The 16,021-nt window shown below is 30.0% G+C and carries 20 protein-coding genes; 16 read left to right on the plus strand and 4 right to left on the minus strand.

Annotation, left to right across the window (positions count from 1 at the left end):
• Positions 1 to 2: 2 nt before the first annotated feature.
• From BQ5344_RS07310 to BQ5344_RS07380, 16 genes are all read left to right on the plus strand, one after another.
• On the plus strand, positions 3 to 320 hold the full coding sequence (locus BQ5344_RS07310) for a TfoX/Sxy family protein (protein ID WP_071124771.1): 318 nt from the start codon (positions 3 to 5) through the stop codon (positions 318 to 320).
• Positions 321 to 338: 18 nt separating this feature from the next.
• The gene (locus BQ5344_RS07315; protein WP_106394738.1) at positions 339 to 1,262 is read left to right on the plus strand and encodes a deoxyribonuclease IV; all 924 of its coding nucleotides are present in this window, start codon (positions 339 to 341) and stop codon (positions 1,260 to 1,262) included.
• A 30-nt stretch (positions 1,263 to 1,292) separates the two neighbouring features.
• On the plus strand, positions 1,293 to 1,793 hold the full coding sequence (locus BQ5344_RS07320; protein WP_071124772.1) for a hypothetical protein: 501 nt from the start codon (positions 1,293 to 1,295) through the stop codon (positions 1,791 to 1,793).
• A gap of 83 nt (positions 1,794 to 1,876) precedes the next feature.
• Positions 1,877 to 2,551: an NAD(P)H-dependent oxidoreductase gene (locus tag BQ5344_RS07325; protein ID WP_071124773.1), complete on the plus strand. Its 675-nt coding sequence runs from the start codon at positions 1,877 to 1,879 to the stop codon at positions 2,549 to 2,551.
• Between the two features lie 61 nt (positions 2,552 to 2,612).
• The gene (locus BQ5344_RS07330; protein WP_106394740.1) at positions 2,613 to 3,221 is read left to right on the plus strand and encodes a hypothetical protein; all 609 of its coding nucleotides are present in this window, start codon (positions 2,613 to 2,615) and stop codon (positions 3,219 to 3,221) included.
• A gap of 276 nt (positions 3,222 to 3,497) precedes the next feature.
• A complete protein-coding gene (gene gltX, locus BQ5344_RS07335; protein ID WP_071124774.1) occupies positions 3,498 to 5,012 on the plus strand; it encodes a glutamate--tRNA ligase in 1,515 nt (504 codons plus the stop codon).
• A gap of 141 nt (positions 5,013 to 5,153) precedes the next feature.
• Entirely contained in the window at positions 5,154 to 5,339 is a 186-nt protein-coding gene (locus BQ5344_RS07340; protein WP_071124775.1) for a hypothetical protein, read from the plus strand.
• Entirely contained in the window at positions 5,340 to 5,924 is a 585-nt protein-coding gene (locus BQ5344_RS07345; protein WP_071124776.1) for a GNAT family N-acetyltransferase, read from the plus strand.
• A 283-nt stretch (positions 5,925 to 6,207) separates the two neighbouring features.
• The gene (locus BQ5344_RS07350; RefSeq protein ID WP_071124777.1) at positions 6,208 to 6,615 is read left to right on the plus strand and encodes a YkvA family protein; all 408 of its coding nucleotides are present in this window, start codon (positions 6,208 to 6,210) and stop codon (positions 6,613 to 6,615) included.
• A gap of 12 nt (positions 6,616 to 6,627) precedes the next feature.
• A complete protein-coding gene (locus tag BQ5344_RS07355) occupies positions 6,628 to 7,524 on the plus strand; it encodes a YlmH family RNA-binding protein (RefSeq protein ID WP_071124778.1) in 897 nt (298 codons plus the stop codon).
• Positions 7,525 to 7,675: 151 nt separating this feature from the next.
• Entirely contained in the window at positions 7,676 to 7,858 is a 183-nt protein-coding gene (locus BQ5344_RS07360; protein WP_006804301.1) for a hypothetical protein, read from the plus strand.
• Positions 7,859 to 7,967: 109 nt separating this feature from the next.
• Positions 7,968 to 9,767: an oligoendopeptidase F gene (gene pepF / locus BQ5344_RS07365; RefSeq protein WP_071124779.1), complete on the plus strand. Its 1,800-nt coding sequence runs from the start codon at positions 7,968 to 7,970 to the stop codon at positions 9,765 to 9,767.
• Between the two features lie 144 nt (positions 9,768 to 9,911).
• Positions 9,912 to 10,070, plus strand: a complete 159-nt coding sequence (locus tag BQ5344_RS12290) for a hypothetical protein (protein ID WP_162840182.1) — start codon at positions 9,912 to 9,914, stop codon at positions 10,068 to 10,070.
• Between the two features lie 206 nt (positions 10,071 to 10,276).
• Positions 10,277 to 10,552 carry a type II toxin-antitoxin system RelB/DinJ family antitoxin gene (locus BQ5344_RS07370; protein ID WP_006804298.1) on the plus strand — a complete coding sequence of 92 codons (276 nt, stop codon included), beginning with the start codon at positions 10,277 to 10,279 and terminating at the stop codon, positions 10,550 to 10,552.
• The gene (locus BQ5344_RS07375; protein ID WP_006804297.1) at positions 10,545 to 10,817 is read left to right on the plus strand and encodes a type II toxin-antitoxin system YafQ family toxin; all 273 of its coding nucleotides are present in this window, start codon (positions 10,545 to 10,547) and stop codon (positions 10,815 to 10,817) included. Before BQ5344_RS07370 ends, BQ5344_RS07375 begins: the two co-directional genes overlap by 8 nt.
• 452 nt (positions 10,818 to 11,269) lie before the next feature.
• A complete protein-coding gene (locus BQ5344_RS07380) occupies positions 11,270 to 11,638 on the plus strand; it encodes a hypothetical protein (RefSeq protein WP_071124780.1) in 369 nt (122 codons plus the stop codon).
• 51 nt (positions 11,639 to 11,689) lie between these two features.
• On the opposite strand, the gene BQ5344_RS07385 is transcribed toward BQ5344_RS07380, so the two are convergent.
• The 4 genes from BQ5344_RS07385 to BQ5344_RS07400 all read right to left on the minus strand — a co-directional run bounded on the left by BQ5344_RS07385 (position 11,690) and on the right by BQ5344_RS07400 (position 15,912).
• A complete protein-coding gene (locus BQ5344_RS07385) occupies positions 11,690 to 12,502 on the minus strand; it encodes a phospholipase D-like domain-containing protein (protein WP_071124781.1) in 813 nt (270 codons plus the stop codon).
• The gene (locus BQ5344_RS07390; protein WP_071124782.1) at positions 12,474 to 13,385 is read right to left on the minus strand and encodes an esterase/lipase family protein; all 912 of its coding nucleotides are present in this window, start codon (positions 13,383 to 13,385) and stop codon (positions 12,474 to 12,476) included. The genes BQ5344_RS07385 and BQ5344_RS07390 overlap by 29 nt, the downstream gene beginning before the upstream one ends.
• 10 nt (positions 13,386 to 13,395) lie before the next feature.
• Positions 13,396 to 14,169, minus strand: a complete 774-nt coding sequence (locus BQ5344_RS07395) for a type III pantothenate kinase (protein WP_071124783.1) — start codon at positions 14,167 to 14,169, stop codon at positions 13,396 to 13,398.
• Between the two features lie 81 nt (positions 14,170 to 14,250).
• Positions 14,251 to 15,912: an OPT/YSL family transporter gene (locus tag BQ5344_RS07400; protein ID WP_071124784.1), complete on the minus strand. Its 1,662-nt coding sequence runs from the start codon at positions 15,910 to 15,912 to the stop codon at positions 14,251 to 14,253.
• Between the last annotated feature and the right edge of the window lie 109 nt (positions 15,913 to 16,021).

Below are 16,021 nucleotides of genomic sequence, written 5' to 3' on the forward strand. Positions count from 1 at the left end.
ATATGGCTTCAAGTAAAGAATATTTAAATTTTGTATTGGAACAGTTGTCGGAAGTGGAAAATGTTAGATATAGAGGGATGATGGAGGAATATATTCTTTATTATAGGGAAAAAGTTATTGGTGGGATTTATGATGACAGGTTTCTTGTGAAGGCTGTAAAATCCGCAAAAGAGCTTATGCCGAATGCTTTGCATGAAATTCCTTATGAGGGGGCAAAGGAAATGTTGCTTGTTGATGATGTTGAAAATAAAGAGCTTTTGAAGAATTTATTTGAAGCGATGTATGATGAACTTCCTGTTTTGAAGAAAAAAAAGAAATAATAGAAAGGTAAAATAGAAATGTCGAAAAAAGAAATGTTTAAAATTGGATCACATGTGGGAATGAGTGGGAAAGATATGCTTTTGGGATCGGTTAAGGAAGCGGTTTCTTATGGCTCGAATACTTTTATGATTTATACTGGAGCACCACAGAATACACGGAGAAAGCCGATTGATGAGCTGAATATTGAGGCTGGGCTTAAACTTATGAAGGAGAATAATATTGATATTGATGATATTGTTGTGCATGCTCCTTATATAATTAATCTTGGGAATGCGATAAAGCCTGAAACATTTGAGATTGCGGTGCAGTTTTTGAGAACAGAGATTGAAAGGACAGATGCTATTGGAGCGAAGAGAATTGTTCTTCATCCAGGTGCTCACGTTGGGGAAGGTGAAGAAGTTGGGATTAATAAGATTATTGAAGGACTGAATGAAGTTTTGACAAAAGATCAGAAAACAACTGTGGCACTTGAGACGATGGCTGGAAAAGGTACGGAATGCGGGAGAAGTTTTGAAGAAATTGCAAAAATTATTGACGGTGTAAAATTAAAGGATAAACTGACAGTATGTTTTGATACTTGCCACGTTCACGACGCTGGATATGATATTGTAAACGATTTTGAAGGAGTTATTGAGCAGTTTGATAAAATTGTTGGAATTGACAGGATTTCGGTAATTCATTTGAATGATAGTAAGAATGTGTGTGGTGCACATAAAGATAGGCATGAAAATATAGGGTTTGGAAAAATTGGATTTGAAGTGTTAAATAAAATTGCACATTTTGAAAAATTTTCTCATTTGCCAAAGATTCTGGAAACACCTTATGTGGCCTTGAACGATGATAAAAAGGCTAAAAAAGTTCCGCCGTATAAATTTGAGATTGAGATGCTTAGAGCTGGCAAGTTTGACAAAGATGTGATGGAGAAAATCAAAAATCAGTAAATTCTATTGGAATATGAAAGGAATTGATGCATGATAAAAAAAGGATTATTTTTATTGTTTTTGTTATTTTTGGTTTCGTGTGGTAATAAAGAAGAAAAAATATATGAAAAAGAATTAATGAATATTGAAGTTAGCGGGTACGATAATTCTAAACAATTTAGCGAGAGTGATGTAAAAGAGATAAAAAAGATGCTTCGGAAAAAATTTGACAATTTAGAATTAATAGCCGTAACAAAAGATGGACGATTTTTTATAAGAAAAAACGTAACCGATGGTAATAATAAAGAATTAACAGGAAAAGAAGTTACAATTGATAGAGTAGATATTATTGATACCATTGGAGAATGGTGTGAGGAAAAGGGGATAGAGTTTAAATTTATAATTAATCAATTTTATGATAAAAAACAGAATAAAGAAATTAGTCGTTCGATTTATTATTCTCATATTTTACAAATCAAATACGAAGATGAAGATTATAAAAAAGCACTTAAAGAAGGGTTTTCTCAGTATTCAAGAGCTACAAGATTTTAGAATAGAAAATAATTTTTTAAATAAATAAAAAAATAGTAAAGTTTATATAAGATATGATAAATATACAGAAAGAAGTGATAAAAATGTTAAAAGATAAAGAATTAACAAAAAAGGAAATGTTTGAAATATTTAACAGAAGATATGCGTGCAAAAAATACGATAAGACAAAAGTTGTTTCAGACGAAGATTTTATGGCAATTATTGAGACAGGTAGGCTTTCTCCTAGTTCTTTTGGGCTTGAGCCTTGGAAATTTATTCTTGTGAAAAATGAGGAAATGCTGAATGATATGAGAGAGTTTGCTTGGGGAGCGATTAACAGTTTGAATGGGGCGAGCCATATTGTTATGGTGCTGGCTAGAAAAGGTGTTACTGGCGATAGCGGATATTTTGAAAAAATTGGGAAGGAAATAAAAAATATTTCTGATGAAAATTTGAAGATTAGAAAAGAATTTTTTACAAAATTTCAAAAAGAGCATTTTAAGTTGCTGGAAAGTGAAAGAGCATTATTTGACTGGGCTTCAAAACAGACTTACATTGCAATGGTAAATATGATGAATATGGCTGCGGCTCTTGGGATTGACAGCTGTGCAATTGAAGGGTTTAATAAAGAAATGGCTGAAAAATACTTCTCTGAAAAAGGTGTGTTTGATTTGAAGGAATATGGAATTTCGTATTTTGTAAGTTTTGGGTATAGAGATGAGGATATTACTCCGAAAACTAGAAGAGAACCAAGTGAAGTTTATGAGGTTGTTGAGTAGTTTTCGAATACTTGAATTTTGAATATACTCAAATTAATTTATTGGCAGAAAGAGGATTTTTATGAAAAAAATTTTTGTAATGATGTTGCTGGTAACGGCATTTTCGTGTGGTAATAAAAATAATCAACATGAAAATAAAAATAAACCAAATAATACATCTGAACAGACGAGTCAAAAGCAAGAAAGTTCAGAACAGATATCAGAAGGAACGAAGAAAAAAAGAATAGAAGCAGAAACAACTTATGAAAACGATTTAATGAAAGTTAAGGTTGATGGAGGTCCTGAATATAAACAATTAAGTGATAAAGATGTGACTGAAATAAAGCAGATTATCCAAAAAAAATTTAAAAATTCAGTAATAACTGCTGTAACAAACGATGGACGTTTTTTTATAGTGCAAGCAGTTAATGATCCTACAAATAAAGAAGAAACTGCTAAGGAAATTATTATTGATAGAGTTGATATTATTGAGACTATTGGGAAGTGGTGTAAAGATAAAGGAACAAAATATAAATTTGTAATTGTTCAGTTTTTTGATTTAGATAAGAAAGAACGGATTAGCGAGTCCATATATTATTCATATATTTTAGAAAACCTTTATGAAAAGGAAGAATACAAGCAGGCAATAAGTGATGCTTTTGATAAATATAAAAGAGTTATAAGATATTAAAGTAGAAATTATTTTTCAAAAAAAGTGTATTTGAATTGAAGAAATATGGAGTTTCAGTGATGGTAAGTTTTGGGTGTAGGGATGAAGAACAACTTAAAAAATTAAGAAAACTGCCTAAAAAATTTTTGAAAATAATAAAAAATAAAAGAATTTAAGTAAAAAAGATAAATTAATAAAATTTATTACAATATCATAAAATCAAATTGTTGCACAATACTTTATTTTATTATATAATATACAAAGAATAACAAAATAGATAGGAGAAAAAAGAAAAAAATGTCAAACAGTGATAATAAAAAAGTAAGAGTTAGAATAGCACCGTCTCCAACTGGAGATCCACACGTAGGAACTGCCTACATTGGACTATTTAATTATGCGTTTGCAAAACATAATGGCGGAGATTTTATTTTAAGAATAGAAGATACAGATAGAACGAGATTTTCAGGAGATTCGGAACAGCAAATTTTTGATGCGATGAAATGGCTTGGGTTAAATTATGATGAAGGTCCAGACGTTGGGGGAGAAGCAGGGCCTTATAGACAATCGGAAAGATTTTCGATTTATAAGGATTATGCTGAACAACTGGTGGAAAAAGGGGAAGCATATTATTGTTTCTGTACTGCTGAAAGATTACAGAAATTAAGAGAAAGACAAGCGGCTATGAAACAAGCACCAGGATATGACGGGCATTGCAGAAACTTGTCAAAAGAAGAAGTGGAAGCAAAATTAGCGGCTGGAGAGCCTTATGTTATTAGATTGAAAATGCCTTACGAAGGTGAAACTGTTGTAAATGATGGATTAAGAGGAGAAATTAGATTTGAAAACAGTAAAATTGACGATCAAGTTTTATTAAAATCTGATGGATTCCCAACTTATCATTTGGCAAATATTGTTGATGATCATTTGATGGGGATAACTCACGTTATAAGAGCGGAAGAGTGGATTTCTTCTACGCCTAAGCATATTCAATTATACAAAGCATTTGGATGGGATGAGCCAAAATGGTATCACATGCCACTTTTAAGAAATGCTGACAAAACTAAAATTTCAAAAAGAAAAAATCCAGTTTCATTGAACTACTACAAAGAAGAAGGTTACTTAAAAGAAGGATTACTAAACTTCCTTGCACTTATGGGATGGAGCTTTGGAGAAAACAAAGAAATTTTTACTATTGATGAAATGATAAAAAATTTCTCATTTGATAAAATTTCTCTTGGAGGGCCTGTATTTGACCTAGTTAAATTGGGGTGGGTAAACAATCATCACATGAGATTAAAGGATCTGGATGAATTGACAAAATTGGCTATTCCATATTTTGTGCAAGCTGGTTACTATGAAAATGAAAACTTGTCAGATGAAGAATTTTCAAAATTAAAAAGAATTGTGGAAATTACAAGGGAAGGTTCACAAACATTAAAGGAATTGCCAGTAAATGCTTCAATTTACTTTGAAGATGAATTTGAATTGCCAGTAATTGAAGAAGGAATGAATAAAAAGGAAAGAAAATCAATCGAAAAACTGACTTCTTCACTTGAAACAGAAACTGGTAAAAAATCTATCCAAATGTTTATTGAAAAAATCAATAAATTAAATGAAGAAATTTCAGAAGATGAAGCAAAGCAAATCCTGCACGAACTGCAAGATGAAATAGGAGAAGGTCCAGCAGCAGTATTAATGCCACTTAGAGCAGTTATTACAGGAAAAGCCAGAGGAGCGGATTTGTACACGGTAATCGCAGTTATTGGGAAAGAAAGAACGTTGGCTAGAATAAATAATATTTTGAATAAATAATATTTTTAAAGGGAATTACTAATATGTAGTTCTCTTTTTTGTATTAATTTTTTTAACTATTTTTTAAAATTTTATGGAAATTTTATTTCTTATGTGGTATAATTATATTAATTAAGAAATAAAAGATAAGGGGTGATAGTTATGGCTACAAGCAGTTTTTTCAAAAATTTAGAATTGAATAAGGAAGCGGCTGAAGAGCTTATTAAAATGATGGAAGAAGGATTTACTGTAAATAAAAATGAGGATTTAGAGATTAAGGTTAATGATGAAAAAACTATAGAAGCGATAGGTAAAAAATGGAATCTTAGAAAAAAGGGGACAAAATAATTGGAAAATATCAATTTAAAAAATTTTGTGAATACATATGAAGAAACAGATGTAAATAAAATGTTGAAAAATTTTAAAAGTATTTCTATTTCAAATAAAAAGAATGATATAGAAACATTTTTACAGGAAAAAGCGATCAAATTTGAAAAATCTTGTATTTCTTCGACATATCTTGTATACGATGATAATATTGAAGAAATGTTAGGATATTTTACAATTGCAAATAGAAGTTTAATTCTTTCAAAAGAAGAATTGAATGTGCTTTCAAAAACACAGCAAAAGAAACTGAGTAATAGCGGAAGTATATTAAGAAATGGTGATTTGATGACAAGTAGTTTTTTGTTGGGACAACTTGGGAAAAATTATTCAGATGATATTTTGAAAAAAATTACAGGAAAAGATTTACTAACTTCGGCATATAATTTGTTATTGAAGATAAAGGAATTGATAAATACTAAATATGTCTGGTTGGAATGTCAGAATGAATCTAGATTAATTAATTTTTATAGAGATTTTGGATTTAAACTTTTGGAGCATATTATTTCTGATGAAGGATTGAAAGTAATGATAATGGAACTTAAATGAAGTATATTGAATTTATTTTTAAGATTAAATGGATAAATTATAAAAATTTAAAAAAGTGATGTATAGAGTTTTAAACTTTTAGATATCGCTTTTTTTATTTTATTTATATTCAAATTTATAATAAATATTTTTTTCTTTAATAAAATAAACTTTTTAGTTTTAATGAACTGGCGGAGCTTTTATAATTTAACTAGAATAATCCATAATTATTTAAGTTGAATTGTAAGAAATTTTTTAGTATAATTAGGTTACCAAAAGTTTCATTTGCGAAAGGGGAGAAATTATGTTAAAAAGAGCGAAAAAATTATATGAGAAATATAAAAAAACAAATATTACAGCAGAAGATTTGAAAAAGGCTGGAAAGTTGAAAAATAATTTGGGAGCAGTTGCATCAAAGTTTGGACTTCTTGTGAGAATGTTGCAAGCGGACAAAAGAGGGGAATTTAAGATTCCAACGATGGATAAGGTAAAAATTATTGGAGCGATTATTTATGTGATTTCTACGATTGATGCGGTGCCTGATATTTTGCCGATTATTGGGTTTGGTGATGATATAGGTGTTGTGGCGTATGTGATTTCAAAGCTGGGAAGTTTGATTTCTGAATATGAAAAATTTGAGCTTCAGAAGAAAAGGGAAGAGAAGGACAGAAATGTAGATTGGGATAATCTAAGGGTTGTAAATGAAGATTAGAAGTGGAGAAATATGAAAAAAGAAAATTTTTTGAGGCAGTTTCCGAAAGAAATGGAGTATTTGGCTAGCAAATTGTATAATTGTTATGAAGTGGCGAAGGAATATGAGATTATGAGCTTTACTGAGGAGTTTTATACGCCGAATTTTTGGAAGAAGCTGGGGAAAAGGATGGATGGACTTAATGTTATTTGTGATGGAGTTTTTGCGGATAGTGATAGACGGCAAATTGCATTTGTGCCTGATAGTTTTATAGCTGGAAATAGAGATGTTTATGATAATTTTGCAAAAAATGGCAAAAGTTTGGTACAAGATGATGAAAAAATTGAAGATTATGCGGACTGTAATAATGAGTTTAGTGAGAATAGTTTTCAATTTCCAAATAAATTGTTAAAAATATTAATAGATTCAAGATTTCGTGAATATCTTCATAAAGATTTTTTAGGAAGCCTTATGGGACTTAATATAAAAAGGGAGCTTATGGGAGACTTGATTTTGGAAAATGAGGGCAGGAAAATATCAGGATATATTCCAGTATCAGAGAAAATTGCGGATTATATTATTTCGGAATTAAAGCAAATTGGAAAAGCATCTTGTGAAATTGAAATTATTGACACAAAAAATAAAAATATTCTTCCGCAATATAAATATGATGATAAGTTAATTACAGTTCCCTCCAAGCGTTTGGACAGCATTGTTTCAACGATTACAAATTTATCTCGTACAAAAGTAATTGAGCCGATTGAAAAAGGAAAGGTTCTAGTTGATTATGTGGAAGAAAAGGATAAATCTAAAATGCTTGAAATTGGGAGTTTGATTACGATTAGAGGGTTTGGGAAGTATAAATTGTTTTTGGATAAGGGGGAAACAAAAAAGGGGAAAGAACGGATACTTGTGAAGAAATACATTTAGAATTTAATAAAAATAAATATTCTAAAGCAAAGGGTCTTGACCACTTGTGGAAACACAAAAACTCAGGTTATCGAACATGTCTATTATTTATAACTTGGTCTAAATGTTTTAAAATAAAGAATGTTCTAAATAAAAGAAAGAAGGTAGAAAAATGAAAGATGTTACACCAAAAAGTAATTTTGAAATATTGATAAGATGTCTTGTAATAGCAATTGGGATTGTGGCAGTAATTGCATTTCTGAAATTAGCACTTTCGGTATTTTTATCAGTTGCAGGTTGGATAATTCCTATTGCGTTGATATTATTTTTGTATGAAAAATTTAAAGAAAAATAGTTTTTTAAAGATTTTTATCAAATTGATAATTAAGTAATTCTAGGGTTTAAAATATGTAACTTTTAGATTTGAAAAAGAATTATTATAAAAATAGAAAAGGAATGAAAAGATGGAAAGAAATGAAATAAAACAGGAATATAAATGGAATTTATCAGATATTTATGAAAATTATTCAGCTTGGGAGAAGAATTTTGAGAAAGTTAGTGAGCTGAAAAAAGAATTGGCTGGGTTTAAAGGGCAATTTGGGAATGAAGGGAAGTTGTTGGAGTTTTTTCAGAAGCAGGAGGAGATGGACAAGATTTCTTATAAATTGTATCGTTATCCTCAGCTTGCGAGGGATTTGAACTCGTCGGCTAAGGAGGCTGTGGAGCATTTGCAGAAGGTGCAGTTTTTATTTGCAGAGATTTCTACTGAATTGTCCTGGGTAAATTCCGAACTGGTTGATAATCGTGAGAATATTGAAAAATGGATTGAAAAAAAAGAATTTGATGATTATAGATTTGGACTGAAAAATTTATTTAGACTGCAAAAGCATATTCTGGAAGAAAAGGAAAGCAAATTGTTGTCGTACTACAGCTCATTCTTTTCAGCACCGAGAAGCATTTATTCGGAAGTTACGGTTACGGATGTGGAATGGCCTCAAGTTACGCTTAATTCTGGAGAAGAAGTGGATGTAACGCCTGCCAATTATTCTAAAATTTTGTCTACAAATAGAAATCAGGAAGACAGAAAACTGATGTTTCAGACGTTTTATACAATTTATGAAAAGAAAAAAAATACGATTGCTGCAATTTATAACTCAATTTTGCAAAAGGGAATTGCTTCAAAGAAAGCCTACAATTACGATTCATTTTTGTTAAGCCATCTGGAGAGTGACAATATTCCAGAAGAAATTTACTTAAATCTTGTCAATACGGCGAAAAATAATACAAAACCATTGCAAAGATATTTAAAATTGAGAAAGAAAATTTTAGGACTTGAAAAATATTATAATTTTGACGGCTCAATTAATCTGATAGAATTTGACAAGGAATACGAGTATGATGATGCGAAGGAAATAGTGTTAAATTCAGTTGCTCCGCTTGGAAAAGATTACGTAGAAAAAATGAAAAAAGCGATTTCAGAAGGCTGGCTGGATGTATTTGAGGCGAAAGGGAAAAGAACGGGAGCGTATTCTGCAGGAGTTTACGGAGTTCACCCATATATGCTTCTAAATTACAACAAGACTTTAGACAGCGTATTTACATTGGCACACGAACTGGGACATACCTTGCACACTCTTTATTCAGATGAAAATCAGCCTTTCTCGATGGCAGACTACACAATTTTCGTAGCAGAAGTGGCTTCCACATTTAACGAAAGACTACTGCTCGATTACATGCTAGAAAATACCGATGATCCAAAAGAAAGAATCGCACTACTGGAGCAGGAAATTGGAAATATTGTTGGAACATTCTATTTTCAAGCATTGCTAGCAGATTATGAATATCAGGCACACAAGCTGGCAGAAGCTGGAGAGCCGATTACAGCGGAAGTTTTAAGCAAAATTATGGAAGACTTGTTTGACAAATATTACGGCGACATAATAGAAAAAGATGATTTAATCTATATTTTCTGGGCAAGAGTTCCACACTTTTTCAACTCGCCATTTTACGTGTATCAATACGCCACTTGCTTTGCCTCATCAGCGATTTTATATGAAAAAATGATAAATTCAAGTGATGAAAGCGAGAAAAAACAAACACTAGACAAATACATCCAATTATTAAGCTCAGGAGGAAATGACTTCCCAATGGAACAGCTTAAAAAGGCAGGAGTTGACTTATCAAAAATTGAAACAATCGAGGCTGTAGCAAAACAGTTTGATTCGTTGCTAGATAAATTGGAAGTGGAAATTAATAAGTTGTAGAAAAATATTAAAATATAAAATAGCTTGCACCCAAACTTAAAATATTGTATAATAAAAATATAAAAAAACACATAAATAGTTAATACATGAAATGGAATGATAATTTGATATAGAAAAAAACAATATAAAAGGAGATGTATATTTATGAAAAAAATAATTATGCTGGTTATACTTGCTATGACTACGTTCAGTTGCAGTCTGCTGGATGAAGTGAACAGGGAAGATGCTGAAAGAGGAGTGAAATGTTATAAGCAGTATGGAAATGTATACTGTAGGGATAGAGAGGGAAATAGGACATATTAATAAATGATAAACTTATATATGAAGGGCAGAGGATTCTCGTTTGGAGAGGATGTATTTTGCTCTTTTTCTTTTAGTTAAACAATTGTATTTTTTAATTAATTTTCAAATTAAAATCAATTCTGTTTTCAATATTATTAACATCGGTTTATTGTATTGACAATGTAATTAAAAATTGATACAATGAAGAAAAAAAGGAGGTATTTGTTATGGCAAATGCAAATTTAAGTATTAGAGTTGATAAAGAAACAAAAGAAAAAGCAAACGAATTGTTTAACAAATTTGGATTGACAATGACAACCGCAGTAAATATGTTCTTAAAAACTGCAATTAGGGAAAATAGAATCCCTTTTGAATTGAAATTGGAAGAAGAGCCAAATGAAGTGACTTTAGAAGCAATGAGAGAAGCTGATAGAATTGCAAGAGATGATAGTGTAAAGGGGTATGACAGCATAGAGGAGTTGAGAGAGGCACTTGGTGTATAAAATTAAATTTACAGGACAATTCAAGAAAGAATTGAAATTAGCCAAAAAGCAAGGAAAAGATATTAATAAATTATTTAAAATCGTTGATATTTTAGCTCAAAAGAAAGTATTAGATATTAAATATAAAGATCATGCATTAATCAGTAATTACAAAGGATTCAGAGAATGCCATATAGAACCTGATTGGCTATTAATATATAAATATTATGATGACATTTTAGTATTATCTTTATCTCGTTTAGGTTCACACTCAGAACTGTTTTAGTATGGTTCTGAAATTTGAAAAACATTAAATAAGCAAAATTTCGTTAAAGAAAAAATAACTAAATACGAATGTATTTCTTTCGCCATAATTTTTATAATTATAAAACTTATTTATGCAAAAATAACTTTTGTTTGCGAAAGTGAGTGTAGTTTCTACGAAGCGAGTTTTATTTTTTCTTTATAAGAAAGTTTTGCGTAAAGCGGGGTTGTAAGGGCATGGCGTTTGATGCCCTTACGTTAAAAAATATATAAATAAAATAAGAAAAAACATTTATTAATAATAATATTTATAAATAAAATTATAAAAGTCTTTAAGATGAATAATTAAGAATTTTAGCAAAACTATCAAATTGATTTATAGAATTTTATTTCTATTTTAAAAATCGAGTTTTGTATTATAAAAAAATATGGTATAATTAATATGAAAAAAGATTGAAAGAGAAGGTGATTTTGATGAAAAAAATTTTTAATAAAAAGATTGGTGTTTTGATTTTTTCTTTGGTATGTGCGGGATTGGCAAATGCTGTACCTGTGAGAAGTGAGAATGAAGCAGTAAGACTTGTGCAAAATTCAATAGTTAAGCATAAATTTGGTGGTAGTGAAGGTATAGAATGCATGAGATTTTATGTTGATGAAACTGATGAGGAATTTGAAATTGATGTTCGAAGCAATAATGCGAAATGTGGTAGAGATCCGAATGTTGAGCCACGTTTGTTCAGTTATACTGTAAATAAGAGAATGGGTAAACTTGCAACAGATAACTTTGATTATGCTAACAGTTTGGGGTTGGAATGGGACGGAAGCTATAATCCGATAGATTAATTGTAATTATATTTAAAAAAAGAGTTGTCTAAATTGTTAAACTAGGCAACTCTAATCTTTTTTGCTAATTTTATATTTCAATTCTTTTAGTGATATTGGGTTTACTTTCAGTAAATCTTTATAAACGTTATTTAAGTGCTTAATTGCAGTTTTGTCGGTTGTTTTTATGCAAGTTTCGTGATTTAGCATAAATCCTGTGTCGGTAAAGTTTAAGGAACCTAAAAATGCAATTTTATTGTCAATTATGTAGATTTTGCTGTGAAGATCGTAGTTCTTGCTTAAAATATGAATATTAAAATTATCACGCAATGAATAGTAAAATTCATTGTTTTTTATTACTGTTCTTAAGAAAAATGTAAAAAGTCCTAGAAAAATTGTTAAAGCTAGAAGATTAGCTTTTGTAATTGGAAATACAGACTTTATAAAGGAAACATCAAAAAGAAACAGTGTAAAAATTTCCAGTATTAAAATCGACAAAATTAAATAGAGTATTATCAGTATAAGTTTTCCTAAGAGGAGAATAAATTTTCCAAAACCTGGCATTGAATGATATTTAAATAAGTTTTTTCGTAAAAAAGGATAAATTTTTTCATTATCTTTTGAAATAATATTTACCTGCACATCTTTATTTAATGAACTAAAAATATCTTCAGATATCATATTTCCACTTAAAAAGGGAGAAATTACTGTGACTGATTTTTTGGCTTTTTGGATTGTATTTCGTACACTAATGCCAGCTTTTTTTCCAACATAGATATCACAGGAAATCCCTTCTAAGAAAGGTTGCTCAGTTTTTGGAATATTTCTTGTTTTTGTAGTTTTTTTGGTTGTGTAGTTAGTTCGTCTTGTTGGCTTTTTTTTCATCATTTTCTTTTATATCAGGACTTTTTAAAAAGTCAGAAATCTCCTTCATTGTTCGGTTATCTTTTAAAATACTCGTGTGAGTAGTATTATTAATAATTTTAAAATTATCAGATTCCATTTTCGCAGTTTCCAAAGGCACCATTCCATCGTCCTTTCCACGAATTATCATTGAATATAGCGGATTATTTGTCTTATTTCCAATCAGAATCATATAATCGTAATTAGGCTCGCCAAGCTGATTTACAAAACTATCCTTTTTTGTGCTAAATTGTGGGACGACTTTTCCAAGCATAAATGGAAGTTTGTCTACAAATGGAACATCTGCGAGATGGCTTCCGTGCGATGGCGGAGAAATAAATACAACTTTTCCTAAATTTTCAAGAGTATTTTCCTTTAAATAATATCGTAAAATCCCAGTTCCCATCGAGTGTGCTACAAAATTAATCTTTATATTTTTTTGTACATTTTCATCATTTTTTTTATCTTTTCGTTTACCATTTTCATCAATTTCATAATACTGATTTTCTATTTTTCTATGCAAATTATCTGCATAAATTTGCCCGTTAATATCCTCAATATTTGGCTTTATATAACGTTCAACAATCTCTTCAGCAGTGTCCTTGGTAGTAGGATACTGAATATTGATAATCCTGTAATCATTCTTAAATTTTTGTGCGATACTTTCCATATCTGAACTTTTTCCATAAATACCGTGAAGAAGTATCATAAAATCCTGATTTTTTCGAGATTTATCATCTTTTTCATAATATGTCTTGATTTTATATTCATGGTAAAGAATTCCAGCAACAACATTTTGGGTTGCAACTGCTCCAGCTATTGTAATTATTGAGCCAATTAATATATTTTTTGTTATTTTATTCATTTTATTTCCTTCATTTATTTTTATTTAAGTTGTAAAATTCAAAAATTCCCGTTTCTCCAAGTTTTGCTACATATTCATCAATTTCTTTGATATATTCTGAAATTTTCTGTCCCTGTCCACCAGTTGCAATAACGTAAGCGTTTGGAAAGGAATTTTTGTATTGTAAAATCAATTCTTTTATTGCACCAACATTTCCGTAAAAGATACCGGCATTTATTTGTGAAATTGTATTTATTCCTAAAACTGTTTCAGGATTGGTAAATTCAATTTTTGGCAAGGCAGCGGTATTGCTAAATAAGGCATTTATTGAAAGTGTGATTCCAGGAAGAATGCAGCCACCCATATAAGTGGAATCTTTTATCATGTCAAAAGTTGTAGCTGTACCAAAATCAATTATTAAAAGTTCCTTTTCTGGATATAGTTTTTTTGCCGCTAAAATGTCTACAATCCTGTCTGCACCGAGACCACGTTCCATATTTGGCAAAATTTTTATTTCATTTTCTACATTGTCAAGTGTTACAAACATTGGATTGATGTTAAAATATTTTTTTCCAAGTCTTGTAAAATTTTCGTTAATATTTGGAACAACTGATGAAACAACAATATTTTTAATATCTGAAATTTCTAAATTGCTGTTTTTGGCAAATTCTTTTAACATTACAAAAAGAGTATCTTCAGTAAATTCCAGATGTGTTGGTATTCTGAAAGTTGCTAGAATATCGCCATTTTCATTATAAAAAATCGGTATAATATGTGTATTTCCAATATCAAATCCTAAAATCATTATTTTTCCTTTCTGTTAGTGAGTTTATTAAAAAATTAAACTCAAAATCTTGTCTAAATTTAAATATATAAAGATATTTTTTTATTTTACAAACAGCTTAATATAAGCAACAATTGATAAAATAACGCCTATAATCGCTTCTCCGCTCATTAATCCATTAGAAATTAAAAGCAGGTTTGAGTGAGATTTTTGTGAAATTCTGTTTCCAAAAAAACTTGCAAGTCCGCCTAAAAATACTGTTGAAGTTAAATAAAACGGCACATAGATTCCGATTCCAAAAGTTAAAACTGGTAAATTTAACAGGCTTAAAAGTAGTCCCGCTGCAAGTCCAATAAAGAAAATATTCAAAAACGGAATTCCGTTTATTACTGTTGCAACAATGGAGGCTTGTAATGCTATCAAATCGGTATTTTCTACTGGATCGATAGTTTTATAGACTCTGAAAAATACAAAAAATAAGAATGTTATTACAAAAGAACTTACGATTGAGCCGATTAATTCACCAAAAAGCTGTTCTGATGGATTTACTTTCATTTTATATCCCGATTTAAAGTCGTTTAGAATATCCCCAGAAAGTCCGCATGCGACAGCTATAATACAAGCTAGTAAAAATAACGTCAGAGTGTTTAAGTTTGTAGAAAATTTTATTCCGCCAATGTTTAATCCGTTTAACATTTTATTTAAAAATGAAATTACTAGAATTGTGATTATGGCGTAAATTTCCATTGGATTAACTCCAGTCTTTCCAGTCGAATAACCTGCGATTATCGTGCATAAAATCGAGATTAGGACTAAAACTAATGCAAGAAATATAGGAAGTTTATAAATAAAAATTATTATAATTATTGAAACGGCTGATAAAATAAATAATTTGGTAATGATACTTCTATTTTCTGAATTATTCTTTGATTTATTTGAAAAAATAATTTTTAAAATTACAGCAATTCCAATTCCAATCATAAATCCCATTCCAAAACTATTTTTCATAATGGGAAAATCAGCAATTTTAAACATTTTTGCAAGCGGTTCCCAAACAAAAATTACAGCAGCGCCACCTAAAAACCAGACAAATGTATTTAAAAATCCAAGCACATACCCGATTCCAACTAAAAGAGGCGATACGTAAAAGCTGAAAGGCACATTTTTTAGTGAAACTAATGCTGGAATAATAGGAGCTTTTCCTTTTGTAAAGCTAAAATCACGAAAAAGAGCCACAATTGAGCTAAATAACGTTCCAAATGAAACATAATGAAAACTCGCAGTATTTTTACCAGAATTTACAAGATTGTAAGCCGCTTCCCCAATTGGAAATTCCAAATCTTCTTCTTCAATTAACTTTGAACGAAAAATGTAGGACAAAAATGAACCTGCAATGCTTCCAATCAAAATTGTGATAAAAAGCAGCCGCTGATTTATGTCTGTTAATTTTCCGCCTAAAATAATGTAGGCTGGAACTGTAAAGGCAACTCCTCCCGCCACCATTGAACCAGCACTCATAATGGTATGTGTAATTGTAATTTCCTTATTATTCGTCTTTTTAAAGAATTTTAGTGCCATCATTGATAAAAGTGTAACCATTATCGTTGGCCATGGTAATGCTCCAAATTTGAGTACGATATAAAAAGAGCTGGCAGATACAAGTATTGCTCCAATAATTCCAATTAAAATTGATTCAAATGTTATATTTAATCCATTGATTTTGTTATTGTTTTTATTTGTTTTTGATGCTCTCTTTTTTGCCATTAAGTTTCCTCCTCATTTTGTTATTAAATTTTACTTCATTTTTGGGGTGTTTGTCAATGGAATTTTCTTTTATTGTTTGTTAAATTTGGAAAGAAAAAAGCTAAAATAA

It is taken from the genome of Leptotrichia massiliensis, from assembly GCF_900104625.1.
GTDB classification, from domain to species: domain Bacteria; phylum Fusobacteriota; class Fusobacteriia; order Fusobacteriales; family Leptotrichiaceae; genus Leptotrichia; species Leptotrichia massiliensis.

Bases quoted from the DNA above. Each gene is read 5' to 3' on its own strand.
- BQ5344_RS07310 (WP_071124771.1), top strand. From the start codon at position 3: ATGGCTTCAAGTAAAGAATATTTAAATTTTGTATTGGAACAGTTGTCG.
- BQ5344_RS07315 (WP_106394738.1), top strand. From the start codon at position 339: ATGTCGAAAAAAGAAATGTTTAAAATTGGATCACATGTGGGAATGAGT.
- BQ5344_RS07320 (WP_071124772.1), top strand. From the start codon at position 1,293: ATGATAAAAAAAGGATTATTTTTATTGTTTTTGTTATTTTTGGTTTCG.
- BQ5344_RS07325 (WP_071124773.1), top strand. From the start codon at position 1,877: ATGTTAAAAGATAAAGAATTAACAAAAAAGGAAATGTTTGAAATATTT.
- BQ5344_RS07330 (WP_106394740.1), top strand. From the start codon at position 2,613: ATGAAAAAAATTTTTGTAATGATGTTGCTGGTAACGGCATTTTCGTGT.
- gltX (WP_071124774.1), top strand. From the start codon at position 3,498: ATGTCAAACAGTGATAATAAAAAAGTAAGAGTTAGAATAGCACCGTCT.
- BQ5344_RS07340 (WP_071124775.1), top strand. From the start codon at position 5,154: ATGGCTACAAGCAGTTTTTTCAAAAATTTAGAATTGAATAAGGAAGCG.
- BQ5344_RS07350 (WP_071124777.1), top strand. From the start codon at position 6,208: ATGTTAAAAAGAGCGAAAAAATTATATGAGAAATATAAAAAAACAAAT.
- BQ5344_RS07355 (WP_071124778.1), top strand. From the start codon at position 6,628: ATGAAAAAAGAAAATTTTTTGAGGCAGTTTCCGAAAGAAATGGAGTAT.
- BQ5344_RS07360 (WP_006804301.1), top strand. From the start codon at position 7,676: ATGAAAGATGTTACACCAAAAAGTAATTTTGAAATATTGATAAGATGT.
- pepF (WP_071124779.1), top strand. From the start codon at position 7,968: ATGGAAAGAAATGAAATAAAACAGGAATATAAATGGAATTTATCAGAT.
- BQ5344_RS12290 (WP_162840182.1), top strand. From the start codon at position 9,912: ATGAAAAAAATAATTATGCTGGTTATACTTGCTATGACTACGTTCAGT.
- BQ5344_RS07370 (WP_006804298.1), top strand. From the start codon at position 10,277: ATGGCAAATGCAAATTTAAGTATTAGAGTTGATAAAGAAACAAAAGAA.
- BQ5344_RS07380 (WP_071124780.1), top strand. From the start codon at position 11,270: ATGAAAAAAATTTTTAATAAAAAGATTGGTGTTTTGATTTTTTCTTTG.
- BQ5344_RS07385 (WP_071124781.1), bottom strand. From the start codon at position 12,502: ATGAAAAAAAAGCCAACAAGACGAACTAACTACACAACCAAAAAAACT.
- BQ5344_RS07390 (WP_071124782.1), bottom strand. From the start codon at position 13,385: ATGAATAAAATAACAAAAAATATATTAATTGGCTCAATAATTACAATA.
- BQ5344_RS07395 (WP_071124783.1), bottom strand. From the start codon at position 14,169: ATGATTTTAGGATTTGATATTGGAAATACACATATTATACCGATTTTT.
- BQ5344_RS07400 (WP_071124784.1), bottom strand. From the start codon at position 15,912: ATGGCAAAAAAGAGAGCATCAAAAACAAATAAAAACAATAACAAAATC.